23 protein-coding genes are annotated in these 23,614 nt (G+C 74.2%); 10 read left to right on the top strand and 13 right to left on the bottom strand.

Annotated elements, in window-relative coordinates; translation table 11 throughout:
* Positions 1-72: 72 nt before the first annotated feature.
* Entirely contained in the window at positions 73-1,320 is a 1,248-nt protein-coding gene (locus QFZ64_RS05225) for an ROK family protein (RefSeq protein WP_307062808.1), read from the top strand.
* Between the two features lie 69 nt (positions 1,321-1,389).
* Here the strand turns inward: QFZ64_RS05225 and QFZ64_RS05220 are convergent, their stop codons facing one another.
* Together QFZ64_RS05220 and QFZ64_RS05215 are read right to left on the bottom strand one after the other, a co-directional pair.
* Positions 1,390-1,974 carry a DUF4865 family protein gene (locus tag QFZ64_RS05220; protein WP_307062806.1) on the bottom strand — a complete coding sequence of 195 codons (585 nt, stop codon included), beginning with the start codon at positions 1,972-1,974 and terminating at the stop codon, positions 1,390-1,392.
* Positions 1,974-2,546: a TetR/AcrR family transcriptional regulator gene (locus tag QFZ64_RS05215; RefSeq protein WP_307062803.1), complete on the bottom strand. Its 573-nt coding sequence runs from the start codon at positions 2,544-2,546 to the stop codon at positions 1,974-1,976. The genes QFZ64_RS05220 and QFZ64_RS05215 overlap by 1 nt, the downstream gene beginning before the upstream one ends.
* A 166-nt stretch (positions 2,547-2,712) precedes the next feature.
* Here QFZ64_RS05215 and QFZ64_RS05210 point away from each other — a divergent pair, with 166 nt between their 5' ends.
* The gene (locus QFZ64_RS05210) at positions 2,713-3,003 is read left to right on the top strand and encodes an SHOCT domain-containing protein (protein WP_307062801.1); all 291 of its coding nucleotides are present in this window, start codon (positions 2,713-2,715) and stop codon (positions 3,001-3,003) included.
* 187 nt (positions 3,004-3,190) lie between these two features.
* Here QFZ64_RS05210 and QFZ64_RS05205 read toward each other — a convergent pair whose 3' ends face one another.
* Positions 3,191-3,691, bottom strand: coding sequence for an ATP-binding protein (locus QFZ64_RS05205; protein ID WP_307062799.1), 501 nt, complete (start codon positions 3,689-3,691; stop codon positions 3,191-3,193).
* A gap of 327 nt (positions 3,692-4,018) precedes the next feature.
* Positions 4,019-4,342, bottom strand: coding sequence for a hypothetical protein (locus QFZ64_RS05200; protein ID WP_307062797.1), 324 nt, complete (start codon positions 4,340-4,342; stop codon positions 4,019-4,021).
* Between the two features lie 359 nt (positions 4,343-4,701).
* On the opposite strand from QFZ64_RS05200, the gene QFZ64_RS05195 reads away from it, so the two are divergent.
* Positions 4,702-5,826, top strand: a complete 1,125-nt coding sequence (locus QFZ64_RS05195; RefSeq protein WP_307062796.1) for a PLP-dependent cysteine synthase family protein — start codon at positions 4,702-4,704, stop codon at positions 5,824-5,826.
* Positions 5,827-5,881: 55 nt separating this feature from the next.
* Here QFZ64_RS05195 and QFZ64_RS05190 read toward each other — a convergent pair whose 3' ends face one another.
* Complete coding sequence (locus tag QFZ64_RS05190; RefSeq protein ID WP_307062794.1) at positions 5,882-6,751, bottom strand: DeoR/GlpR family DNA-binding transcription regulator; 870 nt, start codon at positions 6,749-6,751, stop codon at positions 5,882-5,884.
* A 456-nt stretch (positions 6,752-7,207) separates the two neighbouring features.
* On the opposite strand from QFZ64_RS05190, the gene QFZ64_RS05185 reads away from it, so the two are divergent.
* Positions 7,208-9,496, top strand: a complete 2,289-nt coding sequence (locus tag QFZ64_RS05185) for a hypothetical protein (protein WP_307071580.1) — start codon at positions 7,208-7,210, stop codon at positions 9,494-9,496.
* Here QFZ64_RS05185 and QFZ64_RS05180 read toward each other — a convergent pair.
* The 4 genes from QFZ64_RS05180 to QFZ64_RS05165 form a co-directional block, all read right to left on the bottom strand.
* Entirely contained in the window at positions 9,460-11,907 is a 2,448-nt protein-coding gene (locus tag QFZ64_RS05180; protein WP_307062792.1) for a right-handed parallel beta-helix repeat-containing protein, read from the bottom strand. The two genes, QFZ64_RS05185 and QFZ64_RS05180, sit on opposite strands and share 37 nt — an antisense overlap.
* Before the next feature lie 107 nt (positions 11,908-12,014).
* Positions 12,015-12,620: a hypothetical protein gene (locus tag QFZ64_RS05175; protein ID WP_307062791.1), complete on the bottom strand. Its 606-nt coding sequence runs from the start codon at positions 12,618-12,620 to the stop codon at positions 12,015-12,017.
* A gap of 208 nt (positions 12,621-12,828) precedes the next feature.
* Entirely contained in the window at positions 12,829-13,656 is an 828-nt protein-coding gene (locus tag QFZ64_RS05170; protein ID WP_307062789.1) for an MOSC domain-containing protein, read from the bottom strand.
* A 139-nt stretch (positions 13,657-13,795) separates the two neighbouring features.
* A complete protein-coding gene (locus QFZ64_RS05165; RefSeq protein ID WP_307062787.1) occupies positions 13,796-14,239 on the bottom strand; it encodes a DUF6643 family protein in 444 nt (147 codons plus the stop codon).
* 300 nt (positions 14,240-14,539) lie between these two features.
* Between QFZ64_RS05165 and QFZ64_RS05160 the strand changes: the two genes are divergently transcribed.
* A complete protein-coding gene (locus QFZ64_RS05160) occupies positions 14,540-15,877 on the top strand; it encodes a TerD family protein (protein WP_307062785.1) in 1,338 nt (445 codons plus the stop codon).
* A gap of 18 nt (positions 15,878-15,895) precedes the next feature.
* Here the strand turns inward: QFZ64_RS05160 and QFZ64_RS05155 are convergent, their stop codons facing one another.
* Positions 15,896-17,071 (bottom strand): glycosyltransferase, encoded by a 1,176-nt coding sequence (locus QFZ64_RS05155; RefSeq protein WP_307062783.1) that lies wholly within the window; start codon positions 17,069-17,071, stop codon positions 15,896-15,898.
* A 58-nt stretch (positions 17,072-17,129) separates the two neighbouring features.
* Between QFZ64_RS05155 and QFZ64_RS05150 the strand changes: the two genes are divergently transcribed.
* Positions 17,130-17,915, top strand: coding sequence for a glutamate racemase (locus QFZ64_RS05150; protein WP_307062781.1), 786 nt, complete (start codon positions 17,130-17,132; stop codon positions 17,913-17,915).
* A gap of 81 nt (positions 17,916-17,996) precedes the next feature.
* Entirely contained in the window at positions 17,997-18,539 is a 543-nt protein-coding gene (locus QFZ64_RS05145; RefSeq protein WP_307062780.1) for a hypothetical protein, read from the top strand.
* Between the two features lie 31 nt (positions 18,540-18,570).
* Here the strand turns inward: QFZ64_RS05145 and QFZ64_RS05140 are convergent, their stop codons facing one another.
* Entirely contained in the window at positions 18,571-19,548 is a 978-nt protein-coding gene (locus QFZ64_RS05140; protein WP_307062778.1) for an O-antigen ligase family protein, read from the bottom strand.
* 347 nt (positions 19,549-19,895) lie between these two features.
* Here QFZ64_RS05140 and lnt point away from each other — a divergent pair, with 347 nt between their 5' ends.
* From lnt to QFZ64_RS05125, 3 genes are all read left to right on the top strand, one after another.
* Complete coding sequence (gene lnt, locus QFZ64_RS05135; RefSeq protein ID WP_307062776.1) at positions 19,896-21,533, top strand: apolipoprotein N-acyltransferase; 1,638 nt, start codon at positions 19,896-19,898, stop codon at positions 21,531-21,533.
* 95 nt (positions 21,534-21,628) lie between these two features.
* A complete protein-coding gene (locus QFZ64_RS05130) occupies positions 21,629-22,105 on the top strand; it encodes an NUDIX domain-containing protein (RefSeq protein WP_307062774.1) in 477 nt (158 codons plus the stop codon).
* Between the two features lie 123 nt (positions 22,106-22,228).
* On the top strand, positions 22,229-22,630 hold the full coding sequence (locus QFZ64_RS05125; RefSeq protein ID WP_307062772.1) for an SseB family protein: 402 nt from the start codon (positions 22,229-22,231) through the stop codon (positions 22,628-22,630).
* Positions 22,631-22,672: 42 nt separating this feature from the next.
* Here the strand turns inward: QFZ64_RS05125 and QFZ64_RS05120 are convergent, their stop codons facing one another.
* Both QFZ64_RS05120 and QFZ64_RS05115 read right to left on the bottom strand, forming a co-directional pair.
* Positions 22,673-23,062: a MarR family winged helix-turn-helix transcriptional regulator gene (locus QFZ64_RS05120; RefSeq protein ID WP_307062770.1), complete on the bottom strand. Its 390-nt coding sequence runs from the start codon at positions 23,060-23,062 to the stop codon at positions 22,673-22,675.
* Positions 23,063-23,104: 42 nt separating this feature from the next.
* On the bottom strand, positions 23,105-23,467 hold the full coding sequence (locus QFZ64_RS05115) for a VOC family protein (protein ID WP_307062768.1): 363 nt from the start codon (positions 23,465-23,467) through the stop codon (positions 23,105-23,107).
* Positions 23,468-23,614: the final 147 nt, after the last annotated feature.

The following is a 23,614-nucleotide window of genomic DNA, read 5'->3' as shown; positions in this document are numbered from 1 at the left end:
GAGCGGCCGGGGAGCGTCCGGGAGCGCCCAGGGGCGCCGTCCGTACCCGCGGATCATGGGAGACTCGCCCTCATGAGCGGCAATGCGGCCCCGCGCGCGGCGGGGGAAGGGAACACCACCCGGGCACGGCTGGACCGGGGCCGCGGTGCCCTCGGCCCCGCACTCGAACTCGTGCACACCGGCCGCGCCCCCACCCGCGCCGTCCTCACCACCGCCCTCGGCGTCACCCGCGCGACCGCCGGCGCGGTCGCCGCCGAACTGGAGGCGCTCGGTCTGATCCGGGTCGACGCCCACCCCGGCGCCGCCGCCGGCTCCCAGGGCCGCCCCTCGCACCGTCTGGAGGTCGCCGAGGACGGCCCCGTCGCCCTGGCCGCCCAGGTCCACGCCGACGGATACCGCGCCGCCCTCGTCGGCCTCGGCGGCCGCATCGTGGCCACGGCCCCCGGCTGCGAGACCGTCGACCCCGACCCGGCCAAGGTGCTCGGCTCCGTCGTCGAGGCAGGCGCCGACCTGCTCCGCGCGACCGGCCTGCGCTGCGTCGGCGCGGGCCTGGCCGTCCCGGCCGCCGTGGCCGCACCGGAAGGGCTCGCGCTCAACCCGATGCACGTGGACTGGCCGGCCGGCTCCCCCGTGCGGGAGATCTTCGCGGAGCGCGTGCGCGCCGCCGGCCTCGACGGTCCCGCCTTCGCCGCCAACGACGTCAACCTCGCCGCCCTCGCCGAACACCGGCACGGGGCCGGCCGCGGCGCCCGCGACCTGCTCTGCGTGGCCACCGGGCACCGCGGCGTGGGCGGCGCGCTGGTGCTCGACGGACGGCTGCACACCGGGAGTTCGGGACTGGCCCTGGAAGTGGGACACCTCACCGTCAACCCGGAGGGCCGCCCCTGCCACTGCGGCAGCCGCGGCTGCCTCGACGTGGAGGCCGACCCGCTGGCCTTCCTCACCGCCGCGGGCCGCGACCCCGGCCCCGAACTCTCCCTGCTGCAACAGGCGAACGACCTGATCCGCGCCCACCACGCCGACGACCCGGCCGTCCGCGCCGCCACCGAGGCGCTGATCGACCGGCTCGGCCTGGGGCTGGCCGGGCTGGTCAACATCCTCAACCCCGACCGGATCATCCTCGGCGGCTTCCACCGCACCCTGCTGGACACCGACCCCGACCGGCTGAGCGCGGTCGTCGCCGACCGCAGCCTGTGGGGGCGCAGCGGCGGCGTGCCGATCCTGCCGTGCACCCTGGACCACAACAGCCTCGTCGGCGCGGCGGAACTCGCCTGGCAGCCGGTCCTGGACGACCCGCTGACGGCACTCGCGGGGGTCTGACCTCCGGCCACCCGGCCCGTCAGCCCGTCAGCCGCGCCGTGACGGTCCCCGCACCCGTCCGCTGCCGCCTCACCACTGCCGCCCGCGCGGTAGCCGGTCCCGTCCCGGGGCCGACAGCCGCAGCACCCGGAAGACGTCGCCCTCCGTCCTCGGCGCCGCGTGCTCCCAGAGCGAGAACCGCACCACCTCCCAGTGCCGGGAGTCGACGGCCACCGCCGCGCACACGGCGCCGTCCAGCGCCACCAGCAGCCCCGCGTCGTGCATGACCTCCTCCGCCACCTCGCCGAGGGCGGCCCCCTCGGGCACCGGCGTGCGGTGCCGTACCGCGTACCGCGCCTCGGCGCCCGGGACCGCGCTCTCCTCGTACCACAGCCCCGTCCACTGGCGGACGGACGGCCGCCCGAAGTCGTCGACGAGTCCCTGGAACGGGCCTCCGTACAGGAAGGCGTTCATGCCGCGCGCCTCGTGCCACAGGTAGAAGGGCGCGTACTGGTTGACGGGCGAGCCGTCCACCCCGCGTTCGCGCACGAGGTACGCCTTGAACCCGAGCCCCTCCCAGTCGTCGAGCGCGTGCCCGGCGCGGGCCACCCGGTCCCGCACGATCCCCATGTCGTAGTCGGCGGGCAGGGTGATCTCGTACTGCATCGCCTGCATCACACGTCTCCCCGGTCGGCGGGCCGCAGCAGGGCGAGCAGTCCGCGCACCCCGGTGTCGAAGGCGGCCGGGGAGCCCGACGCACGGGCCAGGACATAGCCTCCCTGGACCGTCGCCACGATCGTCGCCGCCACCTCCTCGGCGTCCAGCGCGGTCGCGAACTCCCCCTGCTCCTGACCCTCTTCGACGATGCCGGCCAGCTCCTCGCGCAGCCAGTCCAGTGTCTCGTCGACGGGTGCGCGCAGCTCGTCGTTCGCGATCACGTCCGGATCCATGGTCAGCCGCCCGACGGGACACCCGCGCAGGACGTCGCGCTCGCGCCGCAGATACGCCGTCACGCGCGCGGACGGTGTCCCGGGTCCGCGCAGCACGCCGGCCGCGGACGCGCGCATCTCGTCGGCGGTACGGCGGATCGCGGCCAGCGCCAGATCGGGCTTGCCCTTGAAGTGGTGGTACATGCTGCCCTGGCCGGCGCCCGCGCGCTCCAGGATCGCCCTGGGGCTGGTGCCCACGTAACCGCGCTCCCACAACAGGTCGCGCGTGGACTCGATGAGTCGCTCCGAGGTGCTCATGCGGAGACTGTACATACCAGTAGTTACAGACGTCCAGGGTCTGCGCCGCGCGCGCCTACTCCCCGGGCGGTAGGCGCACCGCCGCCGGCCGTACGACGACGCGGGCCCCGTGCCGGAGCGACGCTGAGGTCATCGGAACGACGCACACCCGAGGAGATGACCCGAGATGCAGACGCTGGCGCAATGGAACGGCGGGCCCGGCCCGTGGATCCTGTTCTTCCCGCTGATCTGGGCGGCGGTCGTGGTGGCCGGCGTGACGCTGCTGCGCCGCACCGGCCGGCGCGGGCAACGGGGTCCGTGGCACCCCGTGGACGCCGGCCGCCCGCGGGGCGACTCGCCCCTCGCGGTCCTCGGCCGGCGGTTCGCCTCCGGTGAGATCGACGAGGACGAGTACTGGCGCCGTGCCTCCGTCCTGGAGGAACACTTCGGCCCCACGAACAAGCCCCCCACCCTCTGACCCCACCCGCCCCGCGCCCCCCAAGGGGCGCGGGAACCGCGCGAGCAGCCCCCGGCGACCCGCACCCGGCAACGCGCCGATCCGCCCCCGCCGGGGCACCGCACGCCCCCGCAGGGAACCCGCGCCGTTCCGGGAACCCGTGCGGCCCCGCAGGGAACCCGCACGCCCCCGACGGCGCGAAGCGCCGTCATCCCGGCACCACCGCCCGCTCCCCGCGCCGTCCGGCAACGCCGCCGACCGCCGCGACCCCCTCCACGTCCCCGGACGCGAGACTCCGTACCGACACCACCGGCGCGCACGCCGACAGCGCGAACCACACCACCTTCCCCTCCTCCCCGTCCGGCCGCACGCCCCAGCTCTCGCTGAGCTCGGCCACCATCGCCAGCCCCCGCCCACAGGTGGAGCCGGGCTCCGCCTCGCACGCGGCGGGCAGCCGGGGGTCGTGGTCGTGCACCGAGACCGTCAGACGGTCGAGCCGCAGCTCGATCTCCACGGTGCACGTCTTGTCGGGCTCGGCATGCCGGTGCACGTTGGTGAGCAACTCGGTCACACCGAGCGAGGCCCGGTCGATGAGGGCATCCAGATGCCAGTAGCGCAATTGCGCCGATACGATTCTGCGGACCTGGCCGATCCGCGACGGCAGGGCTTGGAGCTCCACCGTGCAGTGCCTGCTTCGCTGGCTGATCACGGCTGCGACTCCCCGAATTGAGGTCCGGAAGAAGACGAGAACGGATCCTGCGTAGGTGGCCGCGTGTAATACGCCGCCTGGTGCTGCGCGGCCCACGTCCGGCGACCGCTGTGGGGGCGACGACCGCGTACGACGGCCGTCCGCCGATCGGGGCGGCCGGTGAGCGTGCCGCCTGGCTCGGGGCGGCTCCGTACGTCGGCCGCCCGCTTGTCGTGGCCGGCGGGCTGGTTCTTCAGCGTGATCGCCGGTAAACCCAGAGTGACGTGTGACCAGCGTGACGTACGGGGTTGGGATGCGCAACTCGCGCCCCCGTGGCGCCCGAGCCGTTCAACGGCCGCGGCCGGACGCCCTGCGGACCGCCTCGATGAACCGCCGGGCCGGCGGCGACCCCTGTGCGCCCGGGGCGGGATCGCTCTCCCCGAGGGTCAGCGAGTACCGCGTCCCGCCCAGGTCCGCACGGGCCCGGTCCTCGGCGCCGAACCACGGCCTGGACGCGCGCACCGCCTGTACCGGCGCGCTGTCGATCTCGCTGCCGTAGCTGGTGAGCAACCGCAACCGGCCGTCGCTGATCCGGACTTGCCCGGCCCTGGTCAGGGACCGCAGCCCTTTGCCGATCCGCACGCCTCTGGCCGTGAACTCCGGTTCAGGCATGGTGTTCCGCCCCCTCGTGCGCCTGGGTGGTCCTCCGTGGTTCCGCGCGGGCATGGCCGTACGACTTCCGAACCCGGCCCGTCCGAGCGTCCGAGCGTCCGAGCGGTCGAACGGTCCCGCGCCGTGCAGTCTGCCCGCGCACGGCCCCGAGCACCAGTGCGCATAAGGGGTGCACCGTGCATCACCGGGCGCACACACGCGAGCGCGCCCCCCTTGCGCGCCCATCCCGGCCCCCAGGACCACCTTTGAGTACCTCAAAGACGTGTTTATGCAGGTGGGAAGCGTGCGCAAGCGTGCCTATCATCGAGACGTCCGGGCGCACGGAGGCGCTCTCGGCGCACCGTGTAAGGAGTCCCGGCGTGAGCACCACCCCCACCCACCAGCCCGGCGCCACCCTCGACGTCGACCGGACCGACGTGTCGTACCGGCACTGGCTCAAAGAGGCCGTGCGCAAGGTGCAGGCGGACGCCAACCGCTCGGCCGACACGCACCTCCTGCTCTTCCCGCTGCCCGAACAGTGGGGCGTCGACCTCTATCTCAAGGACGAGTCGACGCACCCCACAGGCAGCCTCAAGCACCGTCTGGCCCGCTCGCTCTTCCTCTACGGGCTGTGCAACGGGTGGATCCGCCCGGGCCGCCCGGTGATCGAGGCGTCCAGCGGTTCGACGGCCGTCTCGGAGGCGTATTTCGCCAAACTGATCGGCGTGCCGTTCATCGCGGTCATGCCACGCACGACGAGCGCGGAGAAGATCCGCCTGATCGAGTTCCACGGCGGCCGGTGCCACTACGTCGACGACCCGCGCACGATGTACGAGGAGTCCGCCCGCCTCGCGGCGGAGACCGGCGGCCACTACATGGACCAGTTCACCTACGCGGAACGGGCCACGGACTGGCGCGGCAACAACAACATCGCCGAGTCCGTCTTCCGCCAGCTCGAACGGGAACGGTTCCCCGAGCCCGCGTGGGTCGTCGCCACGGCGGGCACCGGCGGCACCTCCGCGACCATCGCCCGGTACGTGCACTACATGCAGTACGACACCCGCGTCTGTGTCGCCGACCCGGAGAACTCCTGTTTCTTCGAGGGGTGGACGACCGGTGACCCGGGCGTCGTCTGCGAGCGGGGCTCCCGCATCGAGGGGATCGGCCGGCCGCGCATGGAGCCCAGCTTCGTGCCGGGCGCCGTCGACCGCATGATGAAGGTGCCGGACGCGGCCGCCGTCGCCGCCGTCCGCGCGCTGGACCGCGTCACGGGCCGCAAGGCGGGCGGCAGTACGGGAACCGGACTGTGGAGCGCGCTGAAGATCGTCGCGGAGATGGTGGCCGAGGGGCGCCGGGGGAGCGTCGTCACCCTGCTGTGCGACCCGGGGGAGCGCTATCTGGACAAGTACTACTCGGACGCCTGGCTCGCGGCGGAGGGACTGGACGTCGCCCCGTACGCGGCCGCGATCGACACCCTGCTGAGCACGGGGGCCTGGTCGGAGTAGAACGGCGCGCCGGGGGTCGACGGTCGCGCCGGAGTCACCCGCCCGGCGCCGCGCCTCAGCCCGATCCCTCCGCCGTCTGTGCCTGCTGTGCCGGCTCCGGAGCCTCCCGCTCCTCCGGTTCTCCGGCCACCACCAGTCGGTCGAGGTGTTCCGCCATCTCCGCCCGGGCCTCGCCCGGCAGCCCCGAGTCGGTCACCAGCGTGTCCACCTGCTCCAGCGTGGCGAACGAACTCAGCCCCACCGTGCCCCACTTGGTGTGGTCGGCGACCACCACCACACGCCGCGCGGACTGCACCAGCCGCCGGTTCGTCTCGGCCTCGGCCAGATTCGGCGTCGACAGACCCGCCTCGGCGGATATCCCGTGCACGCCGAGGAACAGGACGTCGAAGTGGAGTGCGGCGATCGCCTGGTCGGCGACCGGGCCCACCAGCGAGTCGGACGGTGTGCGCACCCCGCCGGTCAGCACCACCGTGGCCGCGCCCTGCCGGCGGCCCATGGCGCGCTGCGCGGAGTGGAAGACGTCGGCCACGCGCACCGAGTTGGTGACGACGGTGAGGTCCGGCACGTCCAGCAGGTGGTGCGCCAGCGCGTACGTCGTCGTGCCGCCGGAGAGCGCGATCGCCGTGCCCGGCGCGACCAGTTGGGCCGCCGCCCGCGCGATGTCCTCCTTGGCGGTCAGCTCCAGGCCCGACTTGGCCTCGAACCCGGGCTCGTGCGTGCTCGCCTCGACCACCGGCACCGCGCCGCCGTGCACCTTCTCCAGCACGCCCTGGCGGGCCAGCGCGTCGAGATCCCGGCGGACCGTCATGTCGGAGACGCCGAGCTTGCGCGTCAGCTCGTTGACCCGGACGCCGCCGCGTCGGCGTACCTCGTCGAGGATCAGGGTGCGGCGCTGCTCCGCGAGCAGGTTCTGATTCTCGCTCACGTCCGCTGCGGATCCTTTCCTCGTCCCGACTCCGTCCGGTCCTTGCGCGCACCACCCGCCGCACGGCGTCCGTACCGGCTCCGACCGGCGCGTACCGAGGGGCGGCGGTGGCGAAGGACGCCCCATCCTCGCACGCCCCAGCGACATCCGCGCCACTGCCCGCACCATCGCCGTCCCTGCCGCCGACCGTGCAGGCGGCACCCTCGGACCGGTGCCGGGGGGCGTCGTCGGCCGCGTTTCTCCTGCCCGCGCGTCACGCATCCTGAAAACATTTCGGTCACACAGGTGTGGCCGTGCCCCACATCGGCAATCCTGTGCCTGCACATGACATGAAGACAGACGCCCGCCACAGGCGCGCACCGCGCGCGGGGGAAGTGCGAGACGGTGGAACACGCAGCGGCACAGAACACCCTGGAACTCCTGGTCCACGGGGTCGGCGGCACCACTCCGCAGGAGATGCTGAACGATCCGCGCACGGTCCGGATCACCGGCGACGACACCGCCGCCGTCTTCCGCCGCGCCGACGACGTCGACGCCGAGGAACGGCCCGCCGACCACGGCGACGCGCCGGTGCCCGAGGCCTACGTCTGGTGCAACCTCACCTCCGGCAACGGCTCGCGCGCCCTGTGGCTGCTGCTCCTGCCGTTCATGGTGGTCAACCTGGCCCACTGGATGCGCCCCAGCACCGAGGGTCACCGCATCCGGACCGTACGCCTGTACGGCCTCCTGGTGCGGCTCGCCGGACTCAGCCTCACGGTGCTGCTGGTCGCCGCCGCCTGCGAGGTCGCCCTCGACCTCACCGCCTGGCAGTGCGCGGGCACCCCCGCGTGCGCCGGGCGGCACTCCTGGCTCGGCTTCCTGTCACCCGTCGTCTCCGACGGCGGCTGGTGGAGCGAGCCCGGCCGCCGGCTCGCCCTGGCCGCGCTCGTGCCGACCGCCCTCACCGGACTGCTGTGGTACCTCTCCCACCGCACCTGGAGCGCCTACGAGTCCCAGCCGCCACCGCCGCAGGACGAGGAGGCCGACGGGGAAGCAGGGGAGGACGCCTACCGCAGCGCGCTCGCCCGCCCCGGCTTCTGGTACGGGCGCCGACTCGTGGCCCGGCTGCGCGCCGCGCACACCGCCGCCGCCCTCCTCACCGTCGCCGCGGCCGTCGGAACCGCCGCCGCCCGCCAGGACCGACGCCCGGGCGGACCCGCGCTCCTCGACGCCCTGGCCCCGCTGTTCGAGTCGGCGTACGTGGCCGGCGCGCTCGTCGTGGTCTGGGTGGTCTGCCGCCGCGGTCGCACCGAGAACCGTCTCGACCGGGGGCTCGACCGCGCCCTGGTCCGCCTGCTGCCCATGAGCTCCCTGGCCCTGCTCGTGCTCTCGCTCGGGTACGCCTGCTGGTCGCGCCCCGACTGGCGGTCGGCCGGACGGCTGCCGGGCGACCGGGTGTTCGGCACGCTCACCCTCACGCAGTGCCTGCTCGTCGTCGTACTCGCCCTGGTCGCCCACACCCTGTACCGCACGCACCGTCACCCGCGCACCGCGCTGCGCGGGCTGGCCGGCCCCGCCGTCGCCATGCTCGCCTGCGCGCTCGGCGGGGTGATGTCCGGCGGCGTCGCCCAGCGGGTCTCCGACTGGCTCGACGGCACCCGCCGCACCCTGCCCGGACCGCCCGTCCTGCTCACCTGGCAGGCCTCCGCGATCCCGCCGCTGCTCCTGCTGCTGCTCGTGGTCGTCGCCCTGCTGGCGCGCCGCACCCTGCGACTGCGCCGGGCCGAGGCCGTCCAGGTCGAGCGCGACCACCCCGGCGAACCCACCGACGCCGCCCGCACCCGCCGTATCGCCGGGGCCAGGGCGATGGCCCCCCTCACCGACCTGGCCCCCCGCGTCATCGGCGTCGTCGCCGTCGCCACGCTGCTGCTCGGCACCGCCTCACTGGTCGGCGCCGAACTCACCGACGAGGTCCCCGGCGACGCCGCCCGCGGCACCTCCTCCGCGCTGCAGGGCGCCGCCGACACCACCCAGGCGTGCGGCTCCTGGCTGATAGGGGTCGGCTTCCTGCTCTTCGTCACCTGGGGCCGACGCGCCTACAAGGACCCCGCCGCCCGCCGCACCATCGGCATCCTGTGGGACGTCGGCACCTTCTGGCCGCGCGCCGCGCATCCCTTCGCCCCACCCTGCTACGCCGAGCGCGCCGTGCCCGACCTGACCTGGCGCATGGCGACCTGGACCGGCTCCACCGGCGGCCGGCTGGTGCTCTCCGGCCACTCCCAGGGCAGTGTGCTCGCCGCCGCGGCGGCCTGGCAGCTCAAGCCCTCGGTACGCCGCCGGGTGGCCCTGCTGACCTACGGCTCACCCCTGGAACGGCTGTACGGGCGCTGGTTCCCGGCGCACTTCGGGCCCGCCTCGCTCAGCGCCCTGCACCGTGAGGTCGACTGCTGGCGCAACCTCTACCGGCTCACCGACCCCATCGGCGGGCCGGTCCGGCTGCCCGGCGACTGCGGTCCCGAGGTGGACCGCGCCCCGCTCAAGGACCCGCTCGCCTACGGCCGCACCGCGCTGCACCCGCTGCCGGCCCCGATCCTGGGGCACAGCGACTACCAGGCGGACCCGGCGTTCGCCGAGGAACGCCGACTGCTGCTGGCCCGGCTGCGGCCCGGAGTGCCGGCCCCCCGCCCCGTCGAGGAGGCGGACGGCACGGCACCCACGGACAACACGCCTCAGGCGCCCGGCAGTTCCGGCAGGTCCTCCGGATAGAGCAGCGTCAGGTCGTCCGTGCTCGGTTCGGCGAACTGGGCGACCCGGCCCGCGTGCCGCTCCACCATCGCCTCGAACGTCTGCCGCGCCGTACGGCCGTTGCCGAAGGCGGGGCCCTTCGGTATCGCCGCGAAATACTTCAACAGTGCCTCGGACGCCCCCTCCGCCAGCCGGTACTCCTGCTCCTCCGCCTGCTGCTCCACGATCCGCAGCAGCTCCTCGGGGCCGTAGTCGCCGAAGGTGATCGTCCGTGAGAAGCGGGAGGCGACCCCCGGGTTGACGCTCAGGAAGCGCTCCATCTCGGCGGTGTAGCCGGCGACGATCACCACCACCGCCTCCCGGTGGTCCTCCATCAGCTTCACCAGCGTGTCGATCGCCTCACGGCCGAAGTCGCGGCCGGAGTCCTCGGGGGACAGTGCGTACGCCTCGTCGATGAACAGCACACCGCCGCGCGCCCGGTCGAACGCCTCCTGGGTGCGGATGGCGGTGGAGCCGATGTGCTCGCCCACCAGGTCGACCCGGGACACCTCGACCAGATGGCCCTTCTCCAGCACCCCGAGCGAGGCCAGGATCTCCCCGTACAGCCGGGCCACCGTCGTCTTGCCGGTGCCGGGGGAGCCGGTGAACACCAGGTGGCGTCGTACGGAGGCCGCCTTCAGGCCCGCCTGCCGGCGGCGCCGTCCCACCTCGATCATGTCGGTCAGGGCCCGCACCTCGCGCTTGACGCTCTCCAGCCCCACCAGCGCGTCCAGTTCGCCCAGCACCGCCTCCGAGGTGCGGGCCGCCGGGGCCGCCGGTTCGGGCGCCGCCACCAGGCCCTGCGGCTCCGTGGTGCGCTGACCGGGGATGGACCCCAGCAGCCCGGACCCGGGTGCCGGTGTGGTCTGCACGGCCGTCTCCCGGGCGGGGGAGCGCAGGCTCGTGCTCTCGTCGCTGGTGCAGTCCTCGACGAGCGCGCCGCCACCGCCCGGAGCCTCCGGCCCGCCGTCCGCGAACTCGTAACCCCCGCGCGCGCACCGTTCCGTACGGCACTTGCGCAGCGTCGTACGGCAGCCGTCGATCACATGGAAGCCGTATCCGTCGCTGTCGGTGACCCGGCAGTTCTGGAAGGTGCCCCGGCCGCCCGCCGAGACGTAGAAGCCGGCCTCCGCCGGGGAGGCGATGGTGCAGCGCTCGACGGTGGGATCGGCGCCCTTGGTGACGATCACGCCCGTCTGCACGCCGTCCACCGTGCAGCCGCTCAGGGTGCCGCCGCTGCCGTGGTCGCGGAACCAGGCGCCCGTCGCCGCGTCCTTGATCCGGCAGTCGTCCAACTGCGCGGTCGCGCCGTCGCTCACCGACACCGCGGTGTTGCGCACCTGCGTCAGGTCGCTGTCGATCACGTCGGCGCGCGAGCCCCGGTCGAGCACGAACAGCGCGTCCGGCACGTCGTGCACCCGGCAGGACTCCAGGACCACGGTGGCGCCGTCACTGATCCACACCGCCGGGTAGTCGCCGGTGGAGTCGAAGATCTCGCACTGGTTGGCGTCCACACGGGTGCCCGGGTCCCAGACCGACAGCCCGTTGCGCCCGAACTGGCGCACCGTCGTGCGGGTCAGTGTGAGGACCGCGCGCGAGCGGAGGTCGACCGCGTTCTCCGGCACGTCGTGGATGCGGCAGTCGGCGAGGGTCAGCACCGCGTCCGTGTCCAGGGTGACGCCGTCCGCGGTGGTGCGGTGCACGTCGCAGTCGGTGAGGTGCGCCGTCCCCCGCCCGGTCACCTGCACACCGGAGCCCTTGATCTCGTAGACCTCGCAACCGACGCCCTCCAGCGAGGAGTTCTCCCCGGTGACCGACAGCCCCGCGCCCGAGGCGTGGTGCACTCGGCAGCGCTCCAGCCGGGGCCGCGCGCCCCCGCGCACGGCCACGCCGGACTGGCCCGCCGCGACCACCTCGCACTCCTCGAACACCCCGCCCCCGCCGTCGACCACGGCGATCCCGACACCCGCCGGGTTGTCCACCGTGCAGCGCCGGACGGTGGGACGGGCCTCGGCCCGCACCTCGATCCCGGCCGACGAACGCGTCATGATCCGCAGATCGGTGAGCTCGGGGGTGCCCTCCTCCACCAGGACGGCCGGCGCGGACGCGTCCTGGCCCTCCACGTGCAGGTCCTGCACGACCGCGGAGGCGCGGACGGTCAACGGCACCCCGTCCACGGGGGCGATGCGCACGGAACCGGGCGAACCCTCCGGCCCGCGCAGCGTCACCGCCCGCTGGACGACGAGGTTCTCCCGATAGGTGCCCGGGGCGACGGTGAGGACGTCGCCGTCGCCCGCGGCCTCCAGCGCGGCGGCGAGGGACGCGTACTCACCCGTGCGGCGCCGCCACCTCGATGTACCGGTGTGCGTCACCTGGACCGTGCCCTGTGCCATGGCGTTGCCGTGCCCCCACCTCGTCGTACGCGGGTCGTTGCCGAAGAGTTCGGCCGGTCCACCGTAGCGTGCGCGGGGCGGGTGGACGGACCGGAGCCGAAGGCCGTTCAGGCGTCGGTGCCGGTGCGACCCCAGTCCGGGCCGGCCTTCTCCCACGCCCGGTCCAGGCGGGCGTACCGGCGACGGACCATGCGCCACACCAGCAACCGTCTGCCGCCCTCGACGAGTCCGGCCGCCGCGACGGCCGAGCCGAAGCCCGCCAGGACGGCGTGGGTGGTGGCCGTGACCGTGTCCAGCGGACGGTCCACCGGGTGGCCGCGGGCGTTGGTCCACAGGGTGAAGTGGTCGCCGTGACGCGGCTGTTCGAGGTCGGCCAGGACGGCCCCGTGCCGGACCGTGCCGTCCGGGCCCGTCCAGCTCGCCAGGACGTGACTGTGCGCGTCCCGGGCGGTGGCGGTCTCCGGATCGGGGTCCAGCGGGCTGTGGTCCAGTCTTCGGACGACTGTGGCCACCACCTCGTGACGGGCGTGCCGTTGCTCCCGCACGGCGTGTTGCAGGGCGTCCTGCGTGGCCGCCCCCACGGCGGCGCCGACCAGCGGCGCCACGACGAGGATCAGCACGAGGGCGACCAGTGCCAGCCATGCCTCGACCAGGTCGGTCGTACGACGCAGTGGATTGCCCCGCCAGCGCCAGAGTCCGCGAACCGCCCGCAACCGCCCCACCCCCTTCCGCTCCGTGATAACTCCGCGCGCGGGCCGAAGGCGCCCGGGCGCGGAGAAGAGAGAGCGACATCACGCCGCCGTGCTCCACGGATCTTCAGAAACGTCTCACGCGTCCCAACGCTCGCGGACCCGGCGGGGGTTCCCCGGGACCGCCCTCCCGCCCCCGCTTCGGTGGGCTGCTCCCGGGCCCGAGCCGGGCCTAGCCCAGCACCTCGACGGGGTCGCCCACCCGTATCGTCCCTGTGGTCAGCGGGACGAGGTTCTGGCCGAAGACCAGCCGGCCGTCGAAGCGCCGGTGCCGTGCGAGGGTGCGCAGTGGTTCCCTGCCGCGGGCCCCGGTGTCCTGGTCCGTGGTGGTCACCACGCAGCGTCCGGACAACTTGGCCACGCGGAAGACGACCTCGCCGATCGCCACCCGGTTCCAGTCGTCCTCGGCCCAGGGTTCGGTGCCCGAGACGACGGCGCCGGGCCGGAACCTGTTCATCGGCAGCGGGCCCTCCGCCGCGTGATCGCCCCGCGCGATCAGTGCGTTGAGGGAGTCGAGGGAGGCGAGCGTGGTGAGCAGCAGGGGGTAGCGGTCGGCGAGGCTGACCATCTCGCCGGGGGAGCTGTACGGCGGATCGTCGATGGGCCTGCGCACGGCGGGGTCGTCGAGGTGGGCCAGGAAGACGTCGCTGTCCAGATGGCCGCTGAGCCAGTCCCGCGCCTCGGTGCCGGCGGACACCAGGTCCACCTTCTGCCCGAAGATCCGCGCCGTCGTGGTGACGCCCGGCTCCGGCACGGCGACCGTGAGCGGTTCCCGGCCGGGCGCGGACAGCACGATGCCGCCGCCGGGCAGGGCCTCGGCGGCGGCAGTCGCCAGGCGCGGTTCCTCACGCTGGGTGAGGACCTTGCCGGTGTCGTCGATCACCGCCCAGCGCCGGTCCCCGGCCAGCCCCCAAGGCTCGACCACGGCCGCGGGCAAGGGCTGGGCCCGCAGCGCTTTGACCGGGTGGATGTGGAGCGAGTGCAGCGCTGGTTTCGGCATGGGGCCATCGTGTCAGCAACCCCTGACACGGGGCCCGGTGGGAGCGTCACGGCCCGGACAGCCGTGACGCTCCCGGCGGCCGTCACGGTCCCGGCGGTGCTCCGGGACCCGACGGCGTCGAGCCGGTGTGCTCGGTGGCTCAGTAGCCCCGGTACTGCTGCCCGTTCTGGTACGGGTCCTGGTACGGCGTCGGGGCCGGGCGCGGGGCGGCGGGGCGCATCGCCTCGTACCCCGTGCCGCCCACCATGGGGCGGGGCGGCTGCGGTGCCTGGGCGCCCGGGTAGCCGCGCGGGCCCACCTGCTGGGGAATGTAGGCGGCGGGCGCCGCCTGCTGCAGTGGTGTGGGCTGCTGCGCCTGTGGGTAGCCGTACGCGGGGATCTGGGGGGACGGGCCGGACGGCAGCGCGGGAAGAGCCGAGGGCAGGGCGGGCAGGTTGTTGCTCGGCTCGTAGGCCGAGGGGACCCGGATCGGGGCGATCTGCGGGGTGCCCCGCTCGGCCACGAGCGAGTCGTAGATCGGGGTGTCCGGGAAAGGCGACGCGGAGTAGTAACCGCCGCCATAGGTGGAGCGGGGGGAGGTCATGGCACATAAGTTAAGCCCACGATGTGCTGGTTGGGGAGACCGATAAGAGGGTTGTTTTCCGTGTCGGCTGGTGACGTCGGATCCCCAATACGAGCGAACTCGCCGAAAAGGGGCGGCGACTGGCGTCCTGATGCGGTATAGGCCGCGCTCCGGGGCTGGTGACCAGCGGTCCGGCGCCCTTCCGTCCAGGAAAGTGACGCACGGGGATTCCCGGGACACGGCGCCGTAGATTTGGCTGGAAACCCTCCGACGGCGCCGCCGCCGGGCGGGCCGGTGCCGAGAGGTGTGAGGGGGAGCAGCATGTCCATGCTGAAGGGGGCGAACGTTCCGGTGCCGACGGCGGAACTCCGCGTCGAACTGGGCCGGCGGTCCGGTCCGGGGGTGCCCGGCGCGGACGCCTCGGCACTCCTGCTGGACTCGGGAAGGGTGCGCACCGACGCCGACTTCGTCTTCTACAACCAGCCCACGCACGCTTCCGGCGCGGTGCGCCACGAGGGCAGCCGGACCACCGGCGGCGAGGTGACCGACACGCTCCTCGTCGACCTCCCCCGCGTCGAGGGTGCGATCGACCGCATCGTCCTCGCGGCCTCCGTCGACGGCGGCACCTTCGGACAGGTGCCCGGGCTGTACATCCGCGTGCTGGACGCACGCAGCGGCGAGGAGGTCGCACGCTTCGACGCCACCGCGACCGTCGAGACCGCCTTCGTCCTCGGGGAGCTGTACCGGCGTCAGGGCGCCTGGAAGTTCCGCGCCGTCGGCCAGGGATACAGCAGCGGACTGGAAGGGCTCGCCACGGACTTCGGCATCACCGTGGACGAGCCGCAGCGACCGGCCGCCACCACCCCGGCAACCGCCCAGGCCCCGGCTCCCGCACCTCGTGTCGACTGGCCGGCCGCGCCCGTCACCGCGCCCCCGCCCACCGGCGCCCCCGTGCCACTGCCACCCCCCGTGGGTGTCTCCCCGGCGGCACCGCCCCCGCCGCCGGCGTCGCCCGCCCCCGTCCGCCTCGCCAAGGTGACGCTCACCAAGGAGGCCCCCTCCGTCTCCCTCGCCAAGCAGGGCGGCACCTCCGGTGCCATGCGCGTCAACCTCAACTGGGAGGTGCGCAAGCAGTTCTCCGGCTGGGGCAGCAAGCGCGGCCGGGCCGTCGCCCACCACCGCGACCTCGACCTGGACCTGTGCGCCCTGTTCGAACTCGCCGACGGGCGCAAGGGCGTCGTCCAGGCCCTCGGCAACGCCTTCGGCGCGCTGGACCGGCCGCCGTACATCCACCTCGACGGCGACGACCGCACCGGCGCGGTCGAGACCGGCGAGAACCTCACCATCAACCTCGACCACCTGCGGGACTTCCGCCGCATCCTCGTGTTCGTGACCATCTACGAGGGCGCCCGCTCCTTCGCCGACCTGCACGCCACCGTCACCCTGCGGCCGCAGCACGGCGCACCCGTCGACTTCTCCCTCGACGAGTGCACGGTGCCCTCCACCGTGTGCGCGCTCGCCCTGATCACCAACACCGGCGGCGATCTCGTCGTCCAGCGCGAGGCGCGCTACCTGGTCCCGGACCGCGGGGTCAGCCCCCAGCGCACCCTCGACCGCGCCTACGGCTGGGGCATGAACTGGACCCCCGGCCGCAAGTGAGGAGCCGCCTGCGAGGGATCAGCTCTCCTCGAGGGCCGTGTCGGGCCGGGCGTAGGTCCGGCCCTTCCAGGCGGCACCGCGCCCCCGGTAGTGCCGCACCGCCGAGTCCACCGTCATCAGCAGATAGAGGAGCGCGGTGAACGGCAGCAGGGGGGCGAGCCACGGCGGCAGGCGGTAGTAGCGCAGCATCGGCACGAACGTCGCCGTCATCACCAGCCATGCGAGCCCCCCGGCCGCCGCGGCCGCCCAGGACCCGGTGACGAGGCCGGCGAGGAACGCCACCGGCGGCACCAGATACACCAGGGCCAGCCCGAGGACGGTGCCGAGCAGCAGCAGCGGGCTGTGCCGGAGCTGCGCGTACGCGCTGCGCGCGACCATGTGCCACAGGTCGCGCAGCCGCGGGTAGGGGCGGACGCTGTCGACCCGGTCGGCCAGCCCCAGCCAGATGTGCCCGCCGCCGCCCTTCACGGCCCGCGCCAGCGCCACGTCGTCGATGACCGCCTGCCGGATCGCGTCCGGGATCCGCGCCCGCTCGGCCGCCTCCGCGCGCAGCAGCACACAGCCGCCGGCCGCCGCCGCCGTGCGCCCGCCCCGCACGCCGATCCACCGGAAGGGATAGAGCTGCGCGAAGAAGTAGACGAAGGCCGGGACGACGAACCGCTCCCACCGGCTCTCCACGCGCAGCCGCGCCATCTGGGACACCAGGTCGTACGCCCCGGTCTCGGCCGCGGCGACCAGGGACCGCAGGCTGTCCGGGGCGTGCGCGATGTCGGCGTCCGTCAGCAGCAGGAACGCGGGCTCACGGGTGCGGGCCAGGCCGATGCCGTGCCGCACGGCCCACAGCTTTCCGGTCCAGCCGGCGGGCGGCTCGCCGGGGGAGGTCACGGTCAGCGGCAGACCGCCGTGGCGCCGGGACAGCTCCGCGGCCAGTTCCCCGGTGCCGTCGGTACTGCCGTCGTCGACGAGGAAGACCTCGGCCCGCCCGGGATACTCCTGCGTCAGCAGCGTGGGCAGACTCCGGGGGAGCACCTCCGCCTCGTCCCGGGCCGGTACGACGACGCACACGGGGGGCCACACCTCCGGGTCCCGGCGGAGCGGCAGCCGGACGTCCGTGCGCCAGAAGAAGCCCTGGCCGAGCAGCAGCCACAGCCAGGCGAGGAGCGATCCCAGGGCGATCCACACAACGGCACTCATCCGCCGCAGTCTGCCCCACACCGGCGGCCTCCCGACACGGATCGTCTAAGGTGACCGGGTGAAGATCGCGCTCATGGACTCAGGAATCGGACTGCTCCCGACCGCCGCCGCGGTACGCCGACTGCGGCCCGACGCCGATCTCGTGCTGTCCTCCGACCCCGACAGCATGCCCTGGGGCCCGCGCACCCCCGAGGATCTCACCGCTCATGCCGTGGCCGTCGCCGAGGCCGCCGCCGCACAGCGCCCCGACGCGCTGATCGTCGCCTGCAACACCGCCTCCGTGCACGCCCTGCCCACGCTGCGGGCCCGCCTCGAACCCGGGCTGCGGGTCATCGGCACCGTCCCCGCGATCAAGCCGGCAGCGGCCGGCGGCGCACCCTTCGCCATCTGGGCCACCCCCGCCACGACCGGCAGCCCCTACCAGCGCGGCCTCATCCGGGAGTTCGCCGACGACCTGGACGTCACCGAGGTGGCCTGCCCCGGTCTCGCCGAGGCCGTGCAGCACGCCGACGAGACCGCGATCGACGCCGCGATCGCCGACGCCGCCGCGCGCACGCCGGACCACGTGAGGACCGTCGTCCTCGGCTGCACCCACTACGAGCTCGTCGCCGAGCGCATCCGCGCCGCCCTGCGCGGCCCCGGCCGCCCCTCGCCGGTCCTGCACGGGTCCGCCACCGCCGTCGCCGCGCAGGCGCTGCGCCGCCTCGGCGCGCTCCCGGACCCGGAGGCCGCGGTACGGGGCACGCTGACGGTGCTCCTGAGCGGGCGCGAGGCGCCGCTGCCGCCGGAGGCCGCTGCCTACGAGGAGGGCCGACTGCTGGACACGGTCAGCCCCGCACGCTGACGCCTCCGGAACCCGGCCACCGCGGGGGCGACGCTGTGCGAGCGACTGCCCGCGCAGCGGAATCGGGCTACCCTCAGGGACATGAGGGACCACCCCCACGGTGACCACAGGCACCCGGACATCTGGACCGGACGCGCCACCAACCGCGCCCAGTGGCTCGCGGCCCTCGCCGGCGCCGCCTGCCTCGCGCTCGGCATCGAGCTGGCCATCGACTCCGCATGGGAATCCGGCGTCGCCGCGCTGGCCATGTCCGTCGTGGGCTGCATCGCCGCCGGGCTGCTCATCCTCTTCGGCACCCTCGCCTTCGTGCACGTCGCGGTGAGGGTCGACGGGGAGTGCCTCGAAGTGCGCTGCGGCCACATCGGAGTGCCGCGCCGCCGCATCCCCCTGTCCCACGTCGTGGGCGCCGAGTTCGCGCCCAGAGTCACCCCGCGCCAATGGGGCGGCTGGGGCTACCGCTGGCGGCCCGAGAAGGGCACCGCGGTGGTCGTACGGCGGGGCGAGGGGCTCGTGCTGCGGCTGTGGGACGGGCACGTGTTCACCATCACCGTCGACAACGCGGAGGCCGCGGTCCGTGTCATCAGCGACCGCCTGCACCCGCCGGTGGCGGACACGGCGGGCTGAACCGCACCGCGCGGAGACGGTTCCCCCGCCCTCACCGCTCCGGGGCGCCCTCACCCTCGTCGCCGCCGAGCGGCCGGGCCGTCGCGACGCCCGCCAGCGCGCCCGCCCCCGCGGTGACCGTCGTGAAGCTCAGGGCGTTGCCCACCGTCGCCAGCACGCCCACCGCGGCCAGCGCCACACCCGCGCTGAGCACCACCGGCGTACCGCGCGGCGAACGCCACAGCGCGTACAGCACCCAGGCGCCCGCGGCCGCCAGCAGTGCCACCCCGACCAGACCCTGCTCCGCCGCCTGCTGCAGGGCCGCCGAGTGCGGCCGGCCGTCGGAGGTCAGTGTGGCCGCGGCGGTCGGGCTCAGCTCACCGAACCGTCCGGGCCCCGCGCCCAGCAGGGGATCACGGCCCGCCATCCCCACCGCGTCCCGCCACAGCAGGACCCGGTACCCGCCCAGCTGTCCCTCCGCCGACGCGGCCAGCCCCTCGGGCAGGGCGTCCTCGGCCACCGCCCAGGCCAGAGCGCCCGCCGCCGCGACCGCGGCCGCCGGACCGGCGAGAGCGAGCCCGCGGTGCCGCATCCGCGCGGCGGCCGGCGAACAGAGCAGCACCCCGGCACACGCGAGGCAGCCGGCCACCGACCCCTGGACAGCCGCGGCCACGGCGGTACCGGCGGCAAGCAGTCGCAGCGTGAACCGGGGCAGCGGTGCCGCGGCCGCCAAGGCGGCGCAGCAGGCGGCGCCCGACGAAAGTGTCAGCAGCGCGGCGGTGGCACCGGCGTGACCGAGCGGCGCGGCGAGCCGGGGACCGGCCGTCGCGCCCGGAACCCCCAGCGCCAGCCCGAGCCCGGCCAGGGCGGCCACGGCGGGCGCGGCCACCGGCAGCAGGGCACCGGCGATCCGGCCGGTGGCGTATCCGGCGGCGACCGCGAGCACCGCGAGCAGCACCCCCTCGGGTCTGCCGTCCCGCCCGGCCGCCGTGAGCAGCGCCCACCCGGCGCAGGCGCCGAGGATCGTCACCCCCCACGCGTCCGCGCTGCCACGGCGCTCCCGGACAGCCGTTCCCCCGGCCGTCGCCCTCTGCCCCGTGGCCTCCGCTCCGTCTCTTGCGGTGCCCACCCCACACCCCCGCCCTGTCGTGCCCCGGCCCGCGACGGCCCCCGGTCGGCGCCCCGCCCCCAGGCGGTGGCCGGACCCGGTGGGCGTCCCTCGTCCCGGGTCCGGGGCACACCGTAACGGTCGGGGGCCGTTTTGTGTACGAGCTGTGCAGAAACGGTCCAGCTGAGGTGACGGCCGGTGCCGGGGGAGCGGCGGGACGGACCGGACCGATCTGTCGCCCCGCTGGTCACGCCCCGTACACTCCCGGAGTGACCGCCACCGCCACCACCGTGGACCGGCCCGACCGGCTCGGCCCCAGGGCCACGCCGGCCGCGCGCTCCCTCCGCCTGCTGCGCCGACTCCTGCCGGCCGCCGTCGCGGCGCTCTGCGGAGTGCTCCTCTACGTCAGCTTCCCGCCCCGCACCCTGTCCTGGCTGGCCCTGGCGGCCTTCGCCGGATTCGGACTGCTGCTGCGCGGCCGCACCTGGAAGGCCGGGCTCGGCCTCGGCTATCTGTTCGGCCTCGGGTTCCTGCTGCCGCTCCTGGTCTGGACCGGCGTCGAGGTCGGTCCCGGACCGTGGCTGGCGCTCGTCGCGGCGGAGGCGGCCTTCGTCGCCCTGGTCGGCGCCGGTATCACCGCCGTCTCCCGGCTGCCCGGCCGGCCGCTGTGGGCGGCGGCGCTGTGGACGGCGGGGGAGGCGGCACGCGCGCGGGTGCCGTTCGGCGGCTTCCCCTGGGGCAAGGTCGCCTTCGGTCAGGCCGACGGGATCTTCCTCCCCCTCGCGGCCGCGGGCGGCACCCCGGTGCTCGGCTTCGCGGTCGTCCTGTGCGGTTTCGGACTCGGCGAAGCGGTCCGGCTCGCGGTCGCGGCGCGGCGTACCGGCGGGCTGCGGCGCGGGGCCGCCGCCGTCGCGCTGCTGAGCGTGGCCGTCCCCGTGGCAGGCGCGTTCGCCTCCCGCACGCTGGTGAGCGACAAGGCCGAGGACGGCACCACCACGGTCGCCGTCATCCAGGGCAATGTGCCGCGCGCGGGCCTCGATTTCAACGCCCAGCGCCGTGCCGTCCTCGACTACCACGTGCGCGAGACCCGGCGGCTGGCCGCCGAGGTCGACGCCGGCAAGAAGGCCCGGCCCGACCTCGTGCTGTGGCCGGAGAACTCCTCCGACATCGACCCCTACACCAACGCGGACGCCTACGCCGTCATCGAGGGCGCGGCCGAGGCGATCAAGGCCCCGCTCTCGGTCGGCGCCGTCATCGAACGCGACGGCAAGCTCTACAACGAGCAGATCCTCTGGGACCCGGAGAAGGGGCCGCGGGACATCTACGACAAGCGGCAGATCCAGCCCTTCGGGGAGTTCCTCCCGCTGCGCGGCATGATCGGCGCGATCAACAAGACGTGGACGTCGATGGTGCGCCAGGACTTCAGCCGGGGCCACGAGCCGGGCGTCTTCACCATGGCGGGCGCCCACGTCGGCCTCGTCACCTGCTACGAGGCGGCCTTCGACTGGACCGTCCGCTCCACCGTCACCGACGGCGCCCAGATCATCTCGGTGCCCAGCAACAACGCCACCTTCGACCGCAGCGAGATGACGTACCAGCAGCTCGCCATGTCCCGGGTCCGCGCCGTGGAGCACAGCCGCACCGTCACCGTGCCGGTGACCAGCGGCGTCAGCGCGGTGATCATGCCGGACGGGCGGATCACCCAGAAGACCGGCATGTTCGTCGCGGACTCCCTGGTGCAGAAGGTGCCGCTGCGCTCCTCGCAGACGCCCGCGACCCGGCTGGGCACCCTGCCCGAACTGGCGCTGGTGCTCGTCGCGGCCGGCGGCCTCGGCCGGGCGGTGACCGGCACGGTCCGCGCCCGACGGACGGGAGGCGCCGGGCGGCAGGCGTCCGAGCAGGGGTGACGACGCCGGACGGACGGCGTCCGAGCAGGAGTCACGGCCGGACGGCGGCCGGGCCCGGCGGAGGGTGGCCGCGGGAGGAGCTCTAGGGTCGTGGCATGGCCACCCCTGACTTCATTCACACCCTCCGGGCCTCCGCGGGCCACCAGTTGCTGTGGATCCCCGGCGTCACCGCCGTCGTCCTGGACGACGCCGGACGGATCCTGCTCGGGCAGCGCGCCGACAACCACGAGTGGGCGCTGATCGGCGGCATCCCGGACCCCGGTGAGCAGCCGGCCGACTGTGCCGTGCGCGAGGTGTACGAGGAGACAGCGGTGCGCTGCGTCGCCGAGCGCGTCGTTTCGGTCGGCGTGAGCCGCGAGATCACCTACGCCAACGGTGACATCTGCCAGTTCATGGACATCACCTTCCGCTGCCGGCCCGTGGCCGGCGAGCCCCGGGTGAACGATGACGAGTCGCTCGCGGTGGGCTGGTTCGCACTGGACGCCCTGCCCCCGCTGCGGAACGGTCATCGCCTCCGGATCAAGCAGGCGCTCTCCGACGAGCCGACCTGGTTCGAAGCCACCGCCGGCTGAGGACGCGACGTCACTTCCGGGACCCGGGGCGCATGGTCCGGGTGCGCCTGGGTAGGCGCCCCGAGGTCCGATCGGGCCGCTCACACACGGGGCCGCCCGACCGCCACGACCTGGGAATCTGCCATGGACACACCCGAAAGCCCCCGCACGACCACCGCCGTCCGGGACGCGCTCACCACCCTGCTGGTGGACGCCGAGGACACCGACGCGCTGGACACGCTGGCCGGGAGCGAGGTCCTGATCCCCGTGCCGGACGACGCCACCGGCGAGGACGCCACCGACCCGACCACCGTCGCCCTGCCCGTACTGGAACAGCCGGGCGGGACGCAGACCGTGCCGGTGTTCACCTCGGAGGGGGAGATGGCGGAGCTGCTGCCGTCCGTGACCCGCTACCGGCTGGTCCCGCTCGGGGCACTGGCCGCCCAGTGGCCCGCCGACGAACTGTCCCTCACCATCGACGCCAGTTCGCCGCACGGCCTGACCCTCGACTCGCACGGTGTCCGCAGCCGACTGGCCCGGCCCTGACCCGAGCCACCCAGCCCTGACGTCGGTCGCTCGACTTCGACGTCAGTCGCTCAACATCCGTTCCAGCACCGCCCGTTGCAGGGGCCGCACCTCGGCGTACAGGGTGCGGCCCTTCTCGGTCAGGGCGACCCACACTCCGCGCCGGTCGTGCGCGCAGACGGAACGCGTCACCAGGCCGTCCTTCTCCAGCCGGCCGATGAGCCGGGACAGCGCGCTCTGGCTGAGATGGACCCGGCCGACGAGGTTGTGCACCCGGCACTGCTCGCCCTCCTGCGGCGCCTGCGCGGCGAGGAGGTCGAGCACCTCGAAATCGCTGGCCCCCAGGCCGTGCGGGTGCAGTGCGCGGTCGATCTCGCACATCGTGCGCGCGTGCACCGACAGGATGTCCCGCCACCGCTCCTCGAGCGGGGAGGTGGCTGTCTTCGCTGACATACCCGAACGGTAACAGAATCCGGCCATTCGTTGAGCGTGCAACTAACTCTGGGTCGTGCCCGCCGGGTCCTCGGTGAGACCCAGCAGGTTGCCGTCCGCGTCCTTCACGAAGGCGATGAGCTTTCCGCCGCCGACGTCCTGCACGTCCTGCAGCACCTCGGCCCCGGCCTCCCGCAGCGCGGTGAGCCGGGCCCGGATGTCGCTGACGTGCCAGTAGGGAACCGGACCGGTCATTCCCCGGGCGTGCCCGTTGGGGTCGAGCCCGATGTCCTGCCCGGAGTCCTTGAACCCGACGTAGTACGCCTCGTCGGCGTAGGGCTCGGTCTCCAGCAGTGCCTTGAACAGCTTCTTCGCCCGGGCGAGATCGTTGACGGGGTAGATGACGGTCCGCACTCCACCGGTCATGGCGGCGCTCCTCAGCTCTCGTGTGGTCCCGGGCCGTGCGGCCCCGGTGAGATCCACGCTAGGCGGGAGGGGCACCCACCCGCTTCTCGAAAACTGACCGGTCCCCGCGCGCGGCCACGCCCCGTCCCCGCGTTCCGGGAGCCGTGC

The organism is Streptomyces sp. B3I8 (genome assembly GCF_030816915.1).
Classification (GTDB): domain Bacteria; phylum Actinomycetota; class Actinomycetes; order Streptomycetales; family Streptomycetaceae; genus Streptomyces.
Note: the sequence above shows the minus strand (reverse complement) of the source record. Positions and strands in the feature narration are given on the sequence as shown.

Excerpts from the sequence above, each read along its gene's own strand:
- QFZ64_RS05220 (WP_307062806.1), bottom strand. The coding sequence starts at position 1,974 with ATGCAGGCGATGCAGTACGAGATCACCCTGCCCGCCGACTACGACATG.
- QFZ64_RS05225 (WP_307062808.1), top strand. The coding sequence starts at position 73 with ATGAGCGGCAATGCGGCCCCGCGCGCGGCGGGGGAAGGGAACACCACC.
- QFZ64_RS05145 (WP_307062780.1), top strand. The coding sequence starts at position 17,997 with ATGAGGGACCACCCCCACGGTGACCACAGGCACCCGGACATCTGGACC.
- QFZ64_RS05165 (WP_307062787.1), bottom strand. The coding sequence starts at position 14,239 with ATGACCTCCCCCCGCTCCACCTATGGCGGCGGTTACTACTCCGCGTCG.
- QFZ64_RS05125 (WP_307062772.1), top strand. The coding sequence starts at position 22,229 with ATGGACACACCCGAAAGCCCCCGCACGACCACCGCCGTCCGGGACGCG.
- QFZ64_RS05115 (WP_307062768.1), bottom strand. The coding sequence starts at position 23,467 with ATGACCGGTGGAGTGCGGACCGTCATCTACCCCGTCAACGATCTCGCC.
- QFZ64_RS05170 (WP_307062789.1), bottom strand. The coding sequence starts at position 13,656 with ATGCCGAAACCAGCGCTGCACTCGCTCCACATCCACCCGGTCAAAGCG.
- QFZ64_RS05210 (WP_307062801.1), top strand. The coding sequence starts at position 2,713 with ATGCAGACGCTGGCGCAATGGAACGGCGGGCCCGGCCCGTGGATCCTG.
- QFZ64_RS05200 (WP_307062797.1), bottom strand. The coding sequence starts at position 4,342 with ATGCCTGAACCGGAGTTCACGGCCAGAGGCGTGCGGATCGGCAAAGGG.
- QFZ64_RS05130 (WP_307062774.1), top strand. The coding sequence starts at position 21,629 with ATGGCCACCCCTGACTTCATTCACACCCTCCGGGCCTCCGCGGGCCAC.
- QFZ64_RS05155 (WP_307062783.1), bottom strand. The coding sequence starts at position 17,071 with ATGAGTGCCGTTGTGTGGATCGCCCTGGGATCGCTCCTCGCCTGGCTG.
- QFZ64_RS05215 (WP_307062803.1), bottom strand. The coding sequence starts at position 2,546 with ATGAGCACCTCGGAGCGACTCATCGAGTCCACGCGCGACCTGTTGTGG.
- QFZ64_RS05180 (WP_307062792.1), bottom strand. The coding sequence starts at position 11,907 with ATGGCACAGGGCACGGTCCAGGTGACGCACACCGGTACATCGAGGTGG.
- QFZ64_RS05160 (WP_307062785.1), top strand. The coding sequence starts at position 14,540 with ATGTCCATGCTGAAGGGGGCGAACGTTCCGGTGCCGACGGCGGAACTC.
- QFZ64_RS05120 (WP_307062770.1), bottom strand. The coding sequence starts at position 23,062 with ATGTCAGCGAAGACAGCCACCTCCCCGCTCGAGGAGCGGTGGCGGGAC.
- QFZ64_RS05185 (WP_307071580.1), top strand. The coding sequence starts at position 7,208 with ATGCTGAACGATCCGCGCACGGTCCGGATCACCGGCGACGACACCGCC.